The sequence below is a fragment of the Lysinibacillus sp. FSL M8-0134 genome (genome assembly GCF_038069745.1).
Taxonomy (GTDB): domain Bacteria; phylum Bacillota; class Bacilli; order Bacillales_A; family Planococcaceae; genus Lysinibacillus; species Lysinibacillus irui.
The window spans coordinates 1,394,918-1,412,724 of record NZ_JBBPAJ010000001.1; the positions used below are offsets into that span (position 1 = coordinate 1,394,918).

Below are 17,807 nucleotides of genomic sequence, written 5' to 3' on the forward strand. Positions count from 1 at the left end.
AAAAAATGTGTGAAAAATAGGTGTAGGGCTTTTCGTTTTTAAGCGAAAAGTCCTTTTATTTTTGTTTTTTGGGTGAAAATCTAATTTTTTGGTTATAATCATGTATGAATACAGTTGCGTAGCGGTTTTCTATGTGTTACTCTTTTTACAGAATTGGTTCATGACCCTTTGAGAGGAGGTGAATGGTGTGAATAAAACAGAATTAGTAAACTCTGTTGCTGAAGCTGCAGGTCTTTCTAAAAAAGACGCTTCTAAAGCAGTTGAAGCTGTATTTGATACAATTCAAGATGCTCTTGCAAAGGGTGACAAAGTACAATTAATTGGTTTTGGTAACTTTGAAGTACGTGAACGTGCGGCTCGTAAAGGTCGTAACCCACAAACTGGTAAAGAAATCGAAATCGCTGCTAGCAAGGTGCCTGCTTTCAAACCAGGTAAAGCGCTTAAAGACGCGGTAAAATAATACACGTCTAGTAGTTACATAGAGCAGTCTTCATGTTAACGAACATGAAGGCTGCTCTTTTTAACTTTTTACATAAGAATTCTACGAGGATTTACTACTCTAAAGGCAATTTTTTTATGAAACAGGTAAGTCATTTTGCGCTAACCTTTTGGATGTGCTACGATGCATAGGGAAATGTGTAATGTTTTGATACGCAGGAGGTTTTTTCGGATGTCGAATATTGATTTATTAAAAATAGAAGAAGCAGTAAAAATGATTTTAGAAGCGGTAGGTGAAGACGTAAATCGCGAAGGTTTATTGGATACACCGAAACGTGTAGCTAAAATGTATGCCGAAATGTTTAGTGGCTTGCATGAGGATGCTAAAGATTACTTTAAAACGGTATTTCATGAGGATCATGAAGAATTAGTCCTTGTAAAAGATATTCCTTTTTATTCAATGTGTGAGCATCATCTAGTGCCTTTCTATGGCAAGGCACATGTTGCATACATACCAAATGACGGAGTTGTTGCTGGGCTTAGTAAATTAGGACGTGCCGTTGAAACCATTGCTCGACGACCACAATTACAAGAGCGTATTACGTCTTCTGTAGCCGAGACGATTATGGAGATGCTTGCCCCAAAAGGAGTCTATGTTGTCATTGAGGCTGAGCATATGTGTATGACGATGCGAGGACTAAAAAAACCAGGTTCTAAAACGGTAACTTCGGTTGCTCGGGGTATTTATGAGGAAGATGAAGTAAAACGAAGAGAAGTGCTATCATTTATCCAAATGTCTTAAATTACATGTCTAATTATGTTATGATGTACTAAGAATTTGTCGGATTTAAGGAGTGTACAAAGATGTCACAAGATTATATTGTAATTCAAGCAGAAGAAGATGGTGTACATGTCATTGGATTAACACGTGGAACAGATACAAAATTCCATCATTCAGAAAAATTAGATGCCGGCGAAGTAATGATAGCTCAATTCACAGAACACACGTCTGCCATGAAAATTCGTGGTAAAGCACAAATTCATACAGCACATGGTGTGATCCATAGTGAAGCGAAAAAATAATAAAAATAGTTACTAACATTGTTATTATAAAGAATTTTTTGAGTAAGTCTGAAAAATTCCGATTACAGTGACACCTTGGTAACTGATTTGTACAATAAGCACATATAAAAGCACTAGATGTGAAAAACTGAGTATAGATCTTAAGGGCAGTTAGCATTCCTTCAGCCATTTGTGGGAAAGCTTTACTGCCTGTCGTTTGAAAGAAGCAAAAATTTTTTATTCCGCATCGTTGCATATGCTATAATGATTCAGTAAGTAAGCGTTATGCCTTAGATAGGACTAGCGTATCTGAAAGTGAAATGGAGTAAGGTCTATGAATGCAACATACATTCAAAATTCAATTGCACAGTTAAAAACAGAGATTTTCATGGATGTTCGTCATAGAACTTTGCAAAAATACACAGGGGTACCTGTGATAGATGAAAATCAATTGTTTTATTTGTTAATCCCGTTTTTGAATGGTGAGGAGTGGCAACAAGAACAACAAGAGGCTGCAATTACTGTTGGCATTGTATACGCGGCATTAGCGGCTCACGATCATATAAAAGAATTAGATGCAACATCAAAAGAACAGCAGCTTACCGTTTTAGCTGGAGATTTTTATAGTGGTCGTTATTATGAACTATTAGCAATGTCAGGGAATGTTGCTTTGATTCGTAGTTTGTCACAAGGCATTGTGGCACGCTGTGAACATCAGATTAAAGTATATGAAGCGGAACAACGAACAAAGGAGCAATGGTACGCGTCGATGAGTACGATTGAATCGGGGTTAATTGCTCAATTTTTCGCTCTTTATTCTTTTAGTGAATATATACCACTTATAGAAAAAAGTTTATTAATCTTGCGTTTAGAAAGAGAATGGACGGCTTATCAACGTGGGCAACAAATGTCTTTAATGGGTAAGGCACTAGAAGAAAGTGTCAGACGAAATGACGCAACCTTTAATAGCGTCATCCAGGAAAAAATTGTGCATTTAAAAACAGAGCTTTTACAGTTGATCGAACAGGCAAGTTTTTTACAAAGTGATATCAAACAAGCTTTACATGCACATGTAGAGGCATCTATTGCTTCTACTAACGGATAAGAGAGGTTTTTCAAAATGGCTAAAACGAAAGAAGAACACGTTCACGAAGTATTTGAGAGTATTTCGGAAAACTACGACAAAATGAATGGTGTGATTAGTTTCCAGATGCATGTTGGCTGGCGTAACGATACGATGAAGCACATGGCTGTTAAACCTGGAACAAAAGCACTCGATGTATGCTGTGGCACAGCAGATTGGACGATCGCATTGGCAGAGGCAGTTGGTGAAAGTGGAGAAGTAAAAGGACTCGACTTTAGTCAAAACATGCTGAAAGTTGGCGAACAAAAAGTAAAGCCGTACCCACAAATTGAACTAATTCATGGAAATGCAATGGAATTACCTTTTCCAGATAATTCATTTGATTATGTGACGATTGGCTTTGGTCTTCGCAATGTACCTGATTATTTACAAGTCTTAAAGGAAATGCATCGTGTTGTAAAACCGGGTGGTATGGTTGTGTGTTTAGAAACATCTCAATCAGAAATTCCTGGTTACCGTCAACTGTTCCGTTTTTATTTTAAATATATAATGCCGATATTTGGTAAAATATTTGCGAAAAGCTATAAGGAATATTCTTGGCTTCAGGAATCTGCGAATGATTTCCCAGGTATGAAGAAGTTAGCGGCATTGTTTGAGCAGGCAGGATTAGAAAAAGTAACGTACAAAGCATACAGTGGCGGGGCTGCGGCAATGCATATGGGCTTTAAAAAGGTACGTTAATGGGGGAAGGTTTTCACACGTGGAAAAGATGAAGTTAAAACTACTCTATTCCGATTTGAAATCAGATATTGATATCATTGAACGAGAGTTAGAAAAAGCAGTGGACTCATCTTCATATTTGATCAACGATGCTTCTCTCCATTTATTACAAGCTGGTGGCAAACGGATACGACCAATTTTTGTGTTATTAGGTGCAAAATTTGGCGATTATGATATTGAGAAGATGAAGGATGTAGCGGTGCCTTTAGAGCTCATTCATATGGCATCACTTGTGCATGATGATGTTATTGATGATTCCGATATGCGAAGAGGACGCCCGACTGTCAAATCACAATGGAATAATAGGGTAGCAATGTACACGGGCGATTTTATTTTTGCACGTGCGCTAGAATATATTACAAAGCTTGAAGACCCACTTGTTCATCAAATTTTAGCACGTACCATGGTAGAGATTGTTAACGGTGAAGTCATTCAAATTGAAGATAAATTTAGATTAGATCAGGGCTTAAAAGATTATTTTAGAAGAATCAAACGTAAAACGGCATTACTTATTTCCTCTAGCTGTGAGCTGGGGGCGGTCGCTGCAGGCGTTGATGCAAAAACAGTGAGACATTTAAAGCGCTTCGGCTACTTTGTGGGCATGAGCTTCCAAATTATCGATGATGTTTTAGATATTATGGCAACAGATAAAGAATTAGGTAAACCCGCGGGTAGTGATTTGTTGCAGGGCAATATTACCTTACCGATCTTATTACTGAAAGATGATCCAGAGATGCAACCTTATTTAGTTAAAGTATTTGCAGGTACACTAACAGAAGCGGAACGTCAAAATATGTTGCAATATGTGCGTAAATCTCATGCAATTGAACAAGCTAATCGTATGAGTGATAAATATTTGAAAAAAGCCTTACAAGAAATAGATGCTTTACCAAAACATCCAGTTAAGAAAAAGCTGCGAGATGTTGCATTGTTTATGGGTAAGCGCAAATTCTAGCTTTTTGTTGTATAAAGGCTCGTTTTTTGTTAATATTTATCGGTAGGTGTAAAACCTGTTAGACGAATTTAAGGAGTGTTTTAAACATGGCAATTGAACAAACTTTTTTAATGGTTAAGCCTGACGGCGTTGAACGTCAAGTAGTTGGAGACATCGTTGATCGTTTCGAACGTCGCGGTTTTGTAATGAAAGGTGCTAAATTAATGGTAATTCCTAAAGAATTAGCAGAAAAGCACTATGCTGAGCATGCTGAGCGTCCATTCTTTGGTGAATTAGTTGATTTCATCACTTCTGGTCCTGTATTCGCTATGGTATGGGAAGGCGAGAACGTAATCAAGCTTGCTCGTACAATGATGGGTGCAACTAAACCTGAAGAATCAAACCCAGGTACAATCCGTGGAGACTATGCAACAACTGTTTCTCACAACATCATCCACGGTTCTGACTCTCTTGCTTCTGCAGAGCGCGAAATCGGCTTATTCTTCGGTGAAGATTTAGTTTAATTCGTGAATAGATTAGGCAATTCCAATTCATTTGGGATTGCTTTTTTTATTACCTTGAGAAACGGAAGAATTACAAAAGGTAATGTTCTATTGCAACATATAAATAAACTTCTTCTAGATACATATAGAATTGTTAAAAACTTCTTACTCATGTACAATAAAAAATATAATATTCAGACAATTAAGTTAGGAATAGAATTGTAGACCTGTCAATAAACTGTGAAGGATGACGAGGAAAAGGGGTTATAGATAATGAGAGAAGTGGTAATTGTCGCAGCAGTTCGAACTGCTGTTGGCCGAAGTAAAGGGGCATTAAGCCAAGTTCGAGCAGATGATTTAGCAGCAGATGTGCTAGAAGAGGTTGTAAGGCGTGCAGGGATTGACAAGGAACAAGTGGATGACGTTATTTTGGGCTGTGTAACGCAAACAGCAGAACAAGGTGCCAATATTGCGCGGACATCCTTATTAATGGCTGGCTTCCCGGATAGTGTGCCAGGGGTAACCATTGATCGTCAATGTGGCTCTAGTCAGCAAGCCGTTCATTTCGCCGCTCAGGCAATCTTAGCGGGAGATATGGATATTGTCATTGCTGGTGGCGTGGAAAGTATGTCGAGAGTACCGATGGGGTCAAACATGCAACATGCGCATAGTAGTAAACGCTTACAGGAGAATTATGACATTATCCATCAAGGGTTATCTGCGGAGAAAATAGCAGCAAAATGGTCTTTATCGAAAGAACAGCTAAATAACTATGCTTACCAAAGCCATCAACGGGCAATTTCTGCTATTGAAGCGGGTCATTTCAAACATGAAATACTACCTATTCAAGTGCCACAAGAGGATGGATCAATGACAACGTTTGCTGTTGACGAGGGACCACGTGCAGAAACAACTATCGAAATTTTAAATGGCTTAAAGACTGTTTTTCAAGAGGATGGCGTCATAACTGCAGGCAATGCAAGTCAGATGAGTGATGGGGCATCAGCAGTTGTGGTGATGGCTTTGGACAAGGCGCAGGAGCTTGGCATTCAACCACTTGCCAAAATTGTGACAAGAGTGGTCGTTGGCTCTGATCCAACATTGATGTTAACAGGGCCAATCGAAGCAACTAGAAAGGCGTTAGAACGAGCAGGCCTCAACATTGAAGATATCGACACTTATGAAGTTAATGAAGCCTTTGCACCAGTGCCACTTGTATGGCTACAAGAAATTGGTGGAGACCCGAATAAGCTTAACCCAGATGGCGGTGCTATAGCACTGGGGCATCCGTTAGGGGCTACAGGCACTAAATTGTTAACGACCATGCTACATCGTATGGAGCGAGAGAATTATCGTTACGGTTTACTTGCTATTTGTGAAGGGATGGGAATGGCTAATGCCACGATCATTGAAAAAATGTAAAAGGGGATAGAGTTGGATGAAAAATCATGAAGTGATTGCAGTAGTAACGGGCGGTGCCTCAGGTTTAGGTGAGGCAACTGTCCGTAAGCTGGTTGAACAAGGTGGCAAAGCAATTATTTTTGATGTGAATGATGAGCGTGGACAAGCTCTAGTACAGGAATTAGGGCAAAGCGTACATTATGTGCGAGTGGATGTCACAAAAGAAGAAGATGTGGCAACAGGTCTTGAGCAGGCCATTGCAGCATTTGGTAAGGTGAATGTGGCGGTAAATTGTGCAGGCATTGCAGATGCGAGTAAAGTCATCTCGAAGCGAGGGGTTCATGCTCTTGCTTTATTTGAAAAAATAATCTCTGTTAATTTAATTGGTACGTTCAATGTTATCCGTCTAGTTGCTGAGAAAATGCAGCATAACGAACCAAATGAGGATGGACAACGTGGCGTCATTATTAATACTGCATCGGTAGCAGCATTTGATGGGCAGATTGGACAAGCGGCTTATAGTGCATCAAAGGGCGGTGTGGCAGCGATGACCTTGCCAATTGCACGAGAGCTTGCAGAAATCGGTGTCCGTGTAATGACCATTGCGCCTGGGATAGTTGAAACGCCAATGTTTGCATCGTTACCTGAGCCAGCAAGAACGGCTCTTGCCCAAATGACACCATTCCCTAAGCGACTTGGTAAACCTTCAGAATATGCCTTGTTAGTTGATAGTATTATCCACAATGGTTTGTTAAATGGGGAGGTCATTCGTCTAGATGGGGCCATCCGCATGCAGCCAAGGTAACTATAAAGTCTATTTTTAATTGGTTTGTAGCAGCTGTAGAGTTGATCGTTTCAAAAATTCGTTTATGAAGGGAAGCGGTAGAATGCATATGATGGATACACCTTTATTATTAACAAGTTTTTTGAATCGCGCAGAACGATTTTTTCACTCAAAGAAGATTTATTCACGAACAAATGCTACAACCATTCACGAGTTCACGTACAAAGAATATGTTAAACGTACCCGCCGTTTAGCTGATGCTCTGACGAAGCTTGGAATGGAGCGAGGCATGAAAGTGGGCACATTTGCTTGGAATCATCATCGCCATTTGGAAGCCTATTTTGCTGTACCGTGTGCAGGGGCAGTACTGCATATGATTAATATTCGATTAGCACCAGAGCATATTGCCTATGTCATCAATCATGCGGAAGACGAAATATTATTAATCGATGACAACCTAGTGCCTTTAATTGCACCAATTGTGTCACAGCTTAAAACGGTAAAGCACTTTATCATTATGGGGGATGCTGTCGAGGTAGAATCTGTGCCCATTGCAAATGCTCTTTCTTATGAGGCATTACTCGCTGAGGCCGATGAACATTTTACATTTCCAGATGACTTAGATGAGAATACGCCTGCAGGCATGTGCTATACAAGCGCAACGACAGGTATGCCAAAAGGGGTTGTTTATACTCACCGTAGCATTGTCCTGCACAGTTTAACGGCTGGTCTTGCTGATAGTATTGCTATTTGTGAATCCGATGTGGTGTTACCTGTTGTACCGATGTTTCACGCTAATGCATGGGGCCTACCCTTTGCTAGTGTTGCATTTGGTTCTACACAGGTGTTACCAGGCCCGATGTTTACCCCACAGCTTTTGCTTGAGTTATTTGAAGTGTATAAAGTCACGTTAACTGCAGGAGTACCTACAATTTGGCTCGGTGTTCTACAAGAGCAACGCCAACATCCACGTGACTTATCGTCTATGCGATTAATTGTTTGTGGAGGATCTGCGTCGCCAATTGGTCTTGTCCGTGGCTTTGAACAAGAACTCAATATCCCATATATGACAGGCTACGGTATGACAGAGACATCACCGCTCGTTAGCCTATCCACGTATTTAACACATATGCAGGACTACACAGCTGATGAAAAGATGAATGTTCGTATTACGCAAGGTATGACGATGCCTCTCATTGAAACTCGAATTGTTAATGAAAATGGTGAAGTGCCATGGGATGGTAAAACAATGGGAGAATTAACGATTAGAGGACCGTGGATTGCCCATGAGTACTATCAAGATGAACGAACGGAAGAAGCGTTTAAAGACGGTTGGCTATACACAGGTGATATTGCCGTGATGACAGTAGATGGCTATATAAAAATCACAGACCGTACGAAGGATTTAATTAAGAGTGGAGGGGAATGGATCTCCTCTGTTGAACTTGAAAATGCATTAATGTCCCATCCAAAAGTATTTGAGGCGGCTGTCATTGCCATTCCGCATGAAAAATGGCTGGAGCGACCATTAGCCTGTGTCGTAGCAAAGCCAGAATTTAAAAATTCTATTACCAAAGAGGAGCTATTAGAGAGTTTACAGGCACAATTCCATAAAACGTGGATCCCTGATGATATTGTCTTCATTGAAGAGGTACCGAAAACGTCTGTTGGTAAATTTCTGAAAGCTAAATTACGAGAAGATTTAAAAGAGTATCGCATTGAAGTTTAACGAAAATGGATAGAATGAAGGTGGTGAAAAGCTACCTTCTTTTTTTAATTGAAATATATCCTAAAAAATGAAACTATTTTTTCCATTTTGCCGTATAATCTTAGTAATGAAAGGAAGTGGACGGAGTGTCAATTGCGATTGTAGCGATTATTGGAGGCGTCATCATCTCATTAGCAGGGATTTTTACAGATGCTCGTACAAGACAGCAAAAAATTAAATTAAAGGCTATCGAAAAAGAGGTGGAGTTAGAAAAGCTTAGGCTGGAAAACTATACAATAGAAACAGAAAAAATGCGTCTGGAATTAGAACAGTCTAAAATGCTATTATTAGAGGAAAAGCAAAACGCAAGCAAGTAGATAGGCAGTTAGAAAGACTATTTCAGGATTGGGACTTTTCCGCTATAATGGAAATACGACGCTAGAGGGGAAGATGACCATATGTCTGATTATGAACAGTTTATAGAAGGTATAAAGCGCAAAACAGGAATAGATTTAGCGTTATATAAAGAGGCGCAAATGAAAAGACGATTAACCTCTCTTTATGAGAAAAAGGGCTATCGTAATTTTGTAGACTTTCTAAAGGCACTTGAACAAGATCGTGATTTAATGAATGAATTTTTAGATCGTATGACGATTAATGTTTCTGAATTTTATCGCAATGGGAAGCGTTGGGAAGTGTTACAAAAGAAAATATTTCCGAAGCTGTTACAAACAAATAAGCGTTTAAAAATTTGGAGTGCTGCTTGTTCAACAGGAGAGGAACCTTATTCTTTAGTGATGGTATTATCTCAATTGTTGCCTTTATCTCAAATTCAAATTATTGCTACTGATTTGGATGAAAATGTAATCCAAAAAGCGAAGCTAGGTGTATACCCTGAACGATCTTTAGCAGAGGTTCCCAATGATATTAAAGCGAAATATTTTGAACAAGAAGGATCCTTTTATCGTGTGAAGGATGAGATTAAGCGTTGTGTTACCTTTAAGAAACATAATTTACTGAACGATTCCTATGACAGCAATTATGACTTAATCGTTTGTCGCAATGTTATGATTTATTTCACTGAAGAAGCGAAAGACCAAATTTATAATGATTTTAGTAAAGCACTGCGCAAGGATGGCGTTTTATTTGTTGGATCGACAGAGCAAATTTTTAATCCAGCACGTTATGAATTTGATGTAGAGGATACATTCTTCTATCGGAAAAATAATTAATAATATGGATGAAAAGCTTTGTACAAATGACCAGAACAGTCATGTACATATAAGTAAGCCGGCATTAAACATAGATATTTCGTACGCTTTTCGCTTATCATAAGCAAAGGCGTATTTTTTATAAAATTGAGCACTTCACTTCAGTAGTGAAGTAAGTTTTTAGAGAAGTCATTCAGAATATTCGCATTTGACTATGAAAATGGTAAGCATTTAAAAGACATTTGTAAAAGGACTGTTTTTTTAAAGAATATATGTTATAGTGAAAAATACATACTTTAGCGAGTTGAAGGGAGAAAGTGTTTATGCGTTACTTAACAGCAGGTGAGTCACACGGACCTCAATTAACAACAATTATTGAAGGTTTACCGTCACTCTTATCTATTACAGCAGAAAAAATTAATCACGATTTAAAACGACGTCAGGGAGGTCATGGACGTGGGCGCCGCATGCAAATCGAAACGGATACAGTAGAGATCGTTGCAGGTGTACGTCATGGACAAACACTTGGATCTCCAGTCGCACTTGTCGTAACAAACGATGACTGGAAGCACTGGACTAAAATTATGGGGGCTGAGCCTTTAGCCGATGATATTAATCCAGAGGATATCAAACGTCAAATTTCCCGACCTCGACCAGGTCATGCCGATTTAGTTGGGGGCATGAAATATGGACATCGTGATTTACGTAATGTATTAGAGCGATCCTCTGCACGCGAAACTACTGTTCGTGTTGCAGTCGGGTCAGTGGCAAAAGCTTTACTGAATGAATTGGGTATTTCTATTGTTGCTCATGTCACTGAAATTGTGGGGATTAAAGCTGATACCTCTTTAATAGAAGGAAAAACAGCTGATGAAATCCGTGCCATAGTCGAAGCAGATCCATGTTACTGTGTAGATCCAGAGGCTTCTGCCAAAATGGTTGAGGCAATTGATGAGGCGAAAAAAGCAGGTGATTCCATCGGTGGTGTCGTAGAAGTCATCGTTGAAGGTATGCCAGCAGGAGTTGGTTCATATGTTCATTATGATCGTAAGCTCGATGCAAAACTAGCAGCAGCGATGCTATCTATTAATGCATTCAAAGGTGTTGAATTTGGGCTTGGCTTTGAAATGGCACGCCGAAAAGGCTCTGAAGTGCATGATGAAATTATTTGGTCTGACGAAGACGGCTATACACGTGCAACAAATCGATTAGGTGGCTTAGAAGGTGGCATGTCTACTGGAATGCCAATTGTTGTTCGAGGTGTCATGAAGCCAATTCCTACATTATATAAACCATTACAAAGTGTGGATATCGAAACAAAAGAGCCGTTTAAAGCAAGTGTAGAGCGCTCTGATAGCTGTGCAGTACCAGCAGCATCAGTAGTGGCAGAACACGTTATTGCCTGGGAAATAGCTAATGCTATTTTGGAGCAATTTCATAGTGATCAACTTCCACAATTAAAAGCTCAAATTGATGAGCATCGACAATATACAAAGGGGTTCTAATATATGCGAGTACCAGTAGCAACAAAATCCCATCATTATGAGGTTGTTCTTGGTCATCAATTTCTAACGGAAGCTCTTCAAGCATTTGCTGATAAGCTTCAAAAAGCAGATAAGCTGATTGTATTTACAGATGCCAATGTATGGGCTGCACAGGGAGACTATTTCAAGGCTCATTTCCCATATGAATTTAACGTGTTTATTTTGCCTGGTGGCGAAGCATGCAAAACCTTTGAACAGTACAATGCTGCTCAAACATTTTTATTGGAACAAAAATGCTCACGAAAATCATTTATTTTTGCCTTTGGTGGAGGAGCTGTTGGAGATTTAACTGGCTTTGTTGCAGCAACCTATATGCGAGGGATTCCGTTTATTCAAATTCCAACGACCATTTTAGCTCATGATTCTGCGGTTGGGGGTAAAACAGCTATCAATCATCCGTTAGGAAAAAACATGATAGGTGCATTTTATCAGCCAGAAGGTGTTATTTATGATACAGCTTTCACGGAAAGCTTATCTGAGCGCGAAGTACGTTCAGGAACAGCAGAGTTAATTAAGCATGCGATGATTTCTGATCCAGCATGGCTTGAGGAATTAATGGCAGCAGATTCAATCATTCATTTTAATCAACATGAACTAGCAAAACAGCTGAAAAAAGGAATTGAAGTGAAAGCACAAATTGTGGCAGAGGATGAAACAGAGCAATCTGTTCGGAAATTTTTAAACCTAGGCCATACATATGGACACGCCATTGAAGCGGCTGCGGGCTATGGCAAAGTAGCGCATGGTGAAGCGGTAATGATAGGTCTTGTTTATTGTTTATTACTAAGTGAACGCTATGGAGAATTAGATCGTACGTTTACCAAAGCGTTTTTACAATTTGCGTTGAAAAATGGCTATCCTTTTGAGGCTGTAAATGATTATTCATTCGACCAGTTAACAGATTATTTAATGAAAGATAAAAAAACAGAATATGGCATTTTGCAATTTGTTTTACTGGAAAATATAGGTAAACCGTTTGTGAGGGCCATTGAGTTAGAAGAATGCAAAGAAGTAGATGCAGAATATAGACAGTTATTAGCGGAGGTGCTTGTATGATTCGTGGACTAAGAGGGGCAATAACAATTGAATCTGACAAGCCAGAGCTTGTATGGGATGAGACAGCAAGATTAGTACGTGAGGTTGTGGCAGCAAATAACGTGGAAGTAGATGATATCGCATCCATTCTTATTTCCACTACGCCAGATATTACCTCAGCATTTCCTGCTCGTGCGGTACGCATGATGGATGGGTGGCAATATGTGCCTGTAATGTGTACACATGAAATGGATGTGCCCAATGCGTTACCATTGTGTATTCGTATTTTAATCCATGCAAATGTTGAGGTAGCGCAAAAAGATGTCAAGCACTTGTATCTCAATGATGCAGTGAAATTAAGACCAGATTTGGCTAAAGGCTGAATAAGTAGAGGAGATGTTTTAAATGAAGTGGAAACAACAATTGGACGGTATGCAAGCATATAAGCCAGGCAAACCAATTGAAGAAGTTCAGCGTGAATACGGCTTAAAGGAAGTCATTAAATTGGCATCTAATGAAAATCCATTCGGATGCTCACCTAAGGTAACCGCTTATTTACAAAATAATACAGTGAATCATGCACTATATCCTGATGGCTACGCACAAAATTTACGTACGGCTGTTGCGAATCATCTTGATGTTCAAGAAACACAACTTCTTTTTGGTAACGGATCTGATGATATCATTGCTATTATTACTCGTGCACTGTTGTATCCAGGGGTAAATACGATAATGGCTGACCCTTCCTTCTCTCAATACTGGCATAATGCGGAAATTGAAGGGGCTGAAGTACGTAAAGTTCCTTGTATTGAAGGCGCTCATGATTTAGATGCTATGGCAGCTGCAATCGATGACAAAACATCTATTTTGTGGGTATGTAGTCCGAATAATCCTACAGGGGTTGTCATTCCAGATGCTCAATTACGTGCCTTTCTCGCCAAAGTTCCGAGTGATGTACTTGTCGTATTGGATGAAGCGTACATTGAATATGTTACACATCCTGATCATAAAGATACGCTACCTATTATTGATGAATATCCAAATGTTCTTTTATTACGTACTTTCTCTAAAGCGTACGGACTAGCATCATTCCGAGTTGGTTATGCAATAGGGCAACCGGACATTATTGCTAAGCTCGATCCTGTCCGCTCACCGTTTAATAATACGATTTTAAGTCAAGCTGTTGCGGCCATTGCTCTTAGTGATCAAGATTACATTGAAGCATGTCGCAAAGCGAATGAAATCGGTAAAAAGCAATATGTAGAATTCTGTGAAAAGCATAACTTAACATACTACCCATCTGATACGAACTTTATTTTCTTTGATACACATGCTGATAGTGATGTTGTCTTCCAGGAGCTTATGAAAAGAGGATTTATTGTCCGTAGTGGCAATGCTCTAGGATTACCAGGGTTCATCCGTGTCACAATTGGTACAGAGGCGCAAAATGCAGCCTTATTGAATCAACTTGACGAAGTGTTAAAGGAACAAGGAGTATTTGCATGACACGCAAAGTACTCGTTATTGGGCTAGGATTAATTGGCGGTTCCATAGCCCTTGCTTTACAAAAAGCACCTGAAACAAAAATCATTGGCTATGATATGGATGCTCAAACACGTGAACAAGCGAAAACATTGAATATTGTGCATGAAATTGTGACAGATCCGCAAGCTGTTGCTGCTGAAGTTGATATTATTATCTTTGGTACGCCTGTTAATGCAACGCTTGATTGGATGGAGCAATTAAAATCATGGCCGTTAAAAAATAAAGTCATCGTAACAGATACAGGGAGTACAAAAAAATTAATTATGCAAAAAGCCAGCGAATTACGTGAACTCGGCATAACGTTTATTGGAGGACATCCAATGGCAGGTTCACATAAAAGTGGTGTGTTGGCAGCGAAGGCGCATTTATTTGAAAATGCATACTATATGCTTACACCGCTCGCTGGAGAAGAAATTATTCATATGGCGCAGCTTGAAAGTTTACTAAAGTTTACGCACGCAAAAGTCGTTAGCGTTTCGGCCAGTGAACATGATCATATGACAGCTGTAGTAAGTCATTTCCCACATGTCATCGCAGCCTCACTTGTACATCAATTAGGTGGGGAAAATGGGGAATATCCAATGACACGTTCTTTGGCAGCTGGAGGTTTTCGTGATGTTACACGAATCGCCTCTTCCAATCCGATTTTGTGGCGAGATATTACGCTACAAAATCGTGAGGAGCTACTCACGCAATTAGAGGGCTGGGAAAAAGAAATGACTCGTATTAAGGAGCTGCTGACGAATGGTTCTTCGCAGGACATTGAAAACTATTTTTCTGTTGCTAAAGAACTGAGAGATGAATTACCGATTAGTGCAGGGGCAATGTACACACCGTTTGACTTATATGTGGATGTTCCCGACTATCCTGGTGTAATTTCGGAAGTGACGGGCTTTCTTGCGGATGAAGCAATTAGTATTACGAATTTACGAATCGTCGAATCACGCGAAGATGTTTTCGGTATTTTAGTCATTAGCTTTCAAAGTGAAAACGATCGTGAACGTGCTGCAGCATGTATTCAAAAACGAGCAAATTTCGAAACGTATATTTCATAGTTCAAGAAAGCGTCGGTATTGCGGCGCTTTCTATCTTCATATTGGAGGGAAGAAAGTTCATGAGTGAAAAAGTTTTGCAATACAATAAGCCATCTTTACAGGGAGCTTTAACTGTCCCAGGCGATAAATCTGTATCTCACCGCTCTGTGATGTTTGGTGCCATTGCAAGTGGGACTACAACAGTAGAGGGCTTTTTATTAGGAGAAGATTGTTTAAGTACCATCGATTGTTTCCGAAAGCTAGGTGTTGATATTGAGGTGGAAGGAACAAATGTAACCATCCATAGTCCAGGTATGGATAGTTGGCAGGAGCCATCAGAAGTGTTATATACAGGAAACTCTGGTACCACAACACGTCTAATGCTAGGCATTTTAGCCGGATCTTCTGTCCACACTGTGATGACAGGTGATGCATCTATTGGAAAACGTCCAATGCGACGTGTCATAGATCCACTGCGTCAAATGGGAGCACATATTACAGGGCGTGCAGACGGGCAATATACACCACTTGCCATTCAGGGTACGACACTACAAGCCATTGATTATAATATGCCTGTAGCAAGTGCACAGGTGAAGTCTGCTATTTTACTAGCGGGCTTGCGTGCAAATGGAACAACGATAGTTCGAGAAATGGAAGTATCTCGAGATCATACAGAGCGAATGCTACGTCAATTTGGGGCGCATGTTGCAGTAGATAATGGGGTTGTTTCAATTGAAGGAGGACAAGCTCTAAAGGGGACACATGTTTCTGTTCCAGGAGATATTTCTTCAGCAGCCTTTTTCTTAGTGGCAGGAGCAATTTGCGAAAATAGTCAAATAACCCTTCATAATGTTGGCATCAACCCAACACGTGATGGCATTATCGAGGTTCTGCAAAAAATGGGAGCAACGATGACCATAACGCCAAATGATGATAATCAAGCTGAACCTACAGCAACGATTCAAATAGCAACATCTACGTTAAAAGCTACAACGATTGAGGGAGATATTATTCCACGCTTAATTGATGAGATTCCGATTCTAGCATTACTAGCTACACAAGCACACGGTCAAACTATTATTAAGGATGCAGAGGAGCTAAAAGTGAAAGAAACGGACCGTATTACGGCTGTTGTAACGGAATTGAAAAAGCTTGGTGCGCAGATTGAAGCTACAGAAGACGGTATGATTATCAATGGACCAACACCTTTAAAAGGAGCAAATCTTCAAACATATGGTGATCATCGTATTGGCATGATGGGAGCGGTCGCGGCTTTAGTAACGGATGGAGTCGTTACGTTAGATGATGCACAATGTATTGCTGTATCCTATCCATCTTTCTTTGAGCATGTTGAGGCAGTGAGGAACAATTAAAGATAGACTCTCCAAGCTTTTGGGGAGTTTTTTCTTGTTTCAAAGGTAAATGTTTTGTAGCATAAAGGTATCAATGAAAGAATAGGTGAATGACTGTGAACAATGCGATGACTGAAATGATGCAAGCACTTGAACAAGGAGACTTAGCATTAATAGATCAGCTACTAGAATCATTTTTAATGAAGGAGCTACCCGAAGAGATTTATGCACTTGCTGAGATTTTTATGCAATATGGGTATATGAAAGAAGCTGACCGTGTGCTGGAGCATTTACAATTTTTATTCCCAGAAGAGGCACAGTTAAAAATAGATCGTGCAAATGTATTAATGGAGCTTGGTGATGAAGATGAAGCATTAGAATTATTATTAGAAATCGAAGAAACATCACCAGAATATCCTCAAGCTTTATTAGTTTTAGCTGATTATTATCAAATGCAAGGGTTATTTGAGGTGGCAGAAAAACGTATAAATGAAGCATTAGTGATTTTACCAGACGAGCCATTATTACATTTTGCAAAAGCAGAGCTGTTATTTGAAACAGGACGTTTTTTAGAGGCAGCAAGATTATATGAGGATTTATATGAACAGCAAGAGGAATTCGCTGGGATACAACTGGTTGAACGATTGGCCGAGGTGTACCGAGCAGGGGCAGCCTATGAAACAGCTTTCGATTATTATGTAAAGGCTCTTGAGGATGAGGTAAAGCCAGATATTTTATTTGGAGCCGCTTATTCTGCCTTTCAATCACAAAAATACGAGATGGCTATTAAACAATTAGAGGAATTAAAGGAATTAGATCCTGATTATTTTTCAGCCTATTTATTGCTTGCTGAAAGCTACGCTATGACAGAGGATAATTCAAAGGCCTATGCTGCCATTCAAGAGGGATTAAAACGCGATGAGTATGATAAATCACTTTATTTATTTGCTGGTAAAATGGCATTGAAAAATGGTTTACCAGAAGAAGCAGAACAACACCTAAGAGAAGCCATAGCGCTTGATCCTGAATATATGGAAGCGGTACTGGCACTTATTTCTGTGTTAGGCCAACAAGAGCGCCATGAGGATGTTATTGAATTATTTGAATCTTTACAGCAAAATGATTTTGAATGGAGCGCATTATATCCTTTTGCGGCAGAAGCATATGAAAATTTAGAATTGTACGACCGTGCATACGAATTTTACCGTTTGGCATATAATGATTTTAAGGAAGACGCAACATTTTTAGAGAAATATGTTTACTTCTTATTAGAGGAAGGAAAACGTTCAGAGGCAAAAGAGGTTCTTGGACAATTAATCAACATTCAACCGGGTGAACCAGAGTGGCAAGAGAAGTTAGAAACCTTAGAATTTGAGTAAAGGAGGGAGTGGG

19 protein-coding genes are annotated in these 17,807 nt (G+C 39.6%); all 19 read left to right on the forward strand.

Annotated features, from left to right (window positions below; translation table 11 throughout):
* The first annotated feature begins 187 nt into the window (after nt 1-187).
* The 19 genes from MKY49_RS06820 to MKY49_RS06910 all read left to right on the forward strand — a co-directional run bounded on the left by MKY49_RS06820 (nt 188) and on the right by MKY49_RS06910 (nt 17,794).
* Entirely contained in the window at nt 188-460 is a 273-nt protein-coding gene (locus tag MKY49_RS06820; protein WP_004232618.1) for an HU family DNA-binding protein, read from the forward strand.
* Nucleotides 461-670: 210 nt separating this feature from the next.
* Nucleotides 671-1,240 (forward strand): GTP cyclohydrolase I FolE, encoded by a 570-nt coding sequence (folE, locus tag MKY49_RS06825; RefSeq protein ID WP_036126769.1) that lies wholly within the window; start codon nt 671-673, stop codon nt 1,238-1,240.
* 62 nt (nt 1,241-1,302) lie between these two features.
* Nucleotides 1,303-1,521 carry a trp RNA-binding attenuation protein MtrB gene (mtrB, locus tag MKY49_RS06830; RefSeq protein ID WP_008180408.1) on the forward strand — a complete coding sequence of 73 codons (219 nt, stop codon included), beginning with the start codon at nt 1,303-1,305 and terminating at the stop codon, nt 1,519-1,521.
* A 313-nt stretch (nt 1,522-1,834) separates the two neighbouring features.
* On the forward strand, nt 1,835-2,605 hold the full coding sequence (locus MKY49_RS06835; RefSeq protein ID WP_274796345.1) for a heptaprenyl diphosphate synthase component 1: 771 nt from the start codon (nt 1,835-1,837) through the stop codon (nt 2,603-2,605).
* 15 nt (nt 2,606-2,620) lie between these two features.
* The gene (locus MKY49_RS06840; RefSeq protein WP_274796346.1) at nt 2,621-3,325 is read left to right on the forward strand and encodes a demethylmenaquinone methyltransferase; all 705 of its coding nucleotides are present in this window, start codon (nt 2,621-2,623) and stop codon (nt 3,323-3,325) included.
* Nucleotides 3,326-3,344: 19 nt separating this feature from the next.
* A complete protein-coding gene (hepT, locus tag MKY49_RS06845; protein ID WP_274796347.1) occupies nt 3,345-4,319 on the forward strand; it encodes a heptaprenyl diphosphate synthase component II in 975 nt (324 codons plus the stop codon).
* An 86-nt stretch (nt 4,320-4,405) separates the two neighbouring features.
* On the forward strand, nt 4,406-4,822 hold the full coding sequence (gene ndk, locus MKY49_RS06850; protein WP_016994415.1) for a nucleoside-diphosphate kinase: 417 nt from the start codon (nt 4,406-4,408) through the stop codon (nt 4,820-4,822).
* Nucleotides 4,823-5,074: 252 nt separating this feature from the next.
* Nucleotides 5,075-6,223 carry a thiolase family protein gene (locus MKY49_RS06855; RefSeq protein ID WP_274796357.1) on the forward strand — a complete coding sequence of 383 codons (1,149 nt, stop codon included), beginning with the start codon at nt 5,075-5,077 and terminating at the stop codon, nt 6,221-6,223.
* Nucleotides 6,224-6,239: 16 nt separating this feature from the next.
* On the forward strand, nt 6,240-7,007 hold the full coding sequence (locus MKY49_RS06860) for a 3-hydroxyacyl-CoA dehydrogenase (RefSeq protein WP_274796358.1): 768 nt from the start codon (nt 6,240-6,242) through the stop codon (nt 7,005-7,007).
* Between the two features lie 82 nt (nt 7,008-7,089).
* On the forward strand, nt 7,090-8,715 hold the full coding sequence (locus tag MKY49_RS06865; protein ID WP_312505633.1) for a long-chain fatty acid--CoA ligase: 1,626 nt from the start codon (nt 7,090-7,092) through the stop codon (nt 8,713-8,715).
* Nucleotides 8,716-8,840: 125 nt separating this feature from the next.
* Entirely contained in the window at nt 8,841-9,071 is a 231-nt protein-coding gene (locus tag MKY49_RS06870; RefSeq protein ID WP_274796360.1) for a hypothetical protein, read from the forward strand.
* Nucleotides 9,072-9,152: 81 nt separating this feature from the next.
* Entirely contained in the window at nt 9,153-9,926 is a 774-nt protein-coding gene (locus MKY49_RS06875) for a CheR family methyltransferase (protein ID WP_274796361.1), read from the forward strand.
* A 302-nt stretch (nt 9,927-10,228) separates the two neighbouring features.
* Entirely contained in the window at nt 10,229-11,410 is a 1,182-nt protein-coding gene (aroC, locus tag MKY49_RS06880) for a chorismate synthase (RefSeq protein WP_322605330.1), read from the forward strand.
* A gap of 3 nt (nt 11,411-11,413) precedes the next feature.
* Nucleotides 11,414-12,505: a 3-dehydroquinate synthase gene (gene aroB, locus MKY49_RS06885; protein ID WP_341385842.1), complete on the forward strand. Its 1,092-nt coding sequence runs from the start codon at nt 11,414-11,416 to the stop codon at nt 12,503-12,505.
* Nucleotides 12,502-12,867, forward strand: a complete 366-nt coding sequence (aroH, locus tag MKY49_RS06890; RefSeq protein WP_274796364.1) for a chorismate mutase — start codon at nt 12,502-12,504, stop codon at nt 12,865-12,867. The genes aroB and aroH overlap by 4 nt, the downstream gene beginning before the upstream one ends.
* 22 nt (nt 12,868-12,889) lie before the next feature.
* Complete coding sequence (gene hisC / locus MKY49_RS06895; RefSeq protein WP_312505630.1) at nt 12,890-13,990, forward strand: histidinol-phosphate transaminase; 1,101 nt, start codon at nt 12,890-12,892, stop codon at nt 13,988-13,990.
* Nucleotides 13,987-15,084, forward strand: coding sequence for a prephenate dehydrogenase (locus MKY49_RS06900; RefSeq protein ID WP_274796367.1), 1,098 nt, complete (start codon nt 13,987-13,989; stop codon nt 15,082-15,084). The genes hisC and MKY49_RS06900 overlap by 4 nt, the downstream gene beginning before the upstream one ends.
* Nucleotides 15,085-15,143: 59 nt before the next feature.
* The gene (gene aroA, locus MKY49_RS06905) at nt 15,144-16,436 is read left to right on the forward strand and encodes a 3-phosphoshikimate 1-carboxyvinyltransferase (RefSeq protein WP_274796369.1); all 1,293 of its coding nucleotides are present in this window, start codon (nt 15,144-15,146) and stop codon (nt 16,434-16,436) included.
* A gap of 89 nt (nt 16,437-16,525) precedes the next feature.
* The gene (locus tag MKY49_RS06910; RefSeq protein WP_313471001.1) at nt 16,526-17,794 is read left to right on the forward strand and encodes a tetratricopeptide repeat protein; all 1,269 of its coding nucleotides are present in this window, start codon (nt 16,526-16,528) and stop codon (nt 17,792-17,794) included.
* Nucleotides 17,795-17,807 lie beyond the last annotated feature (13 nt).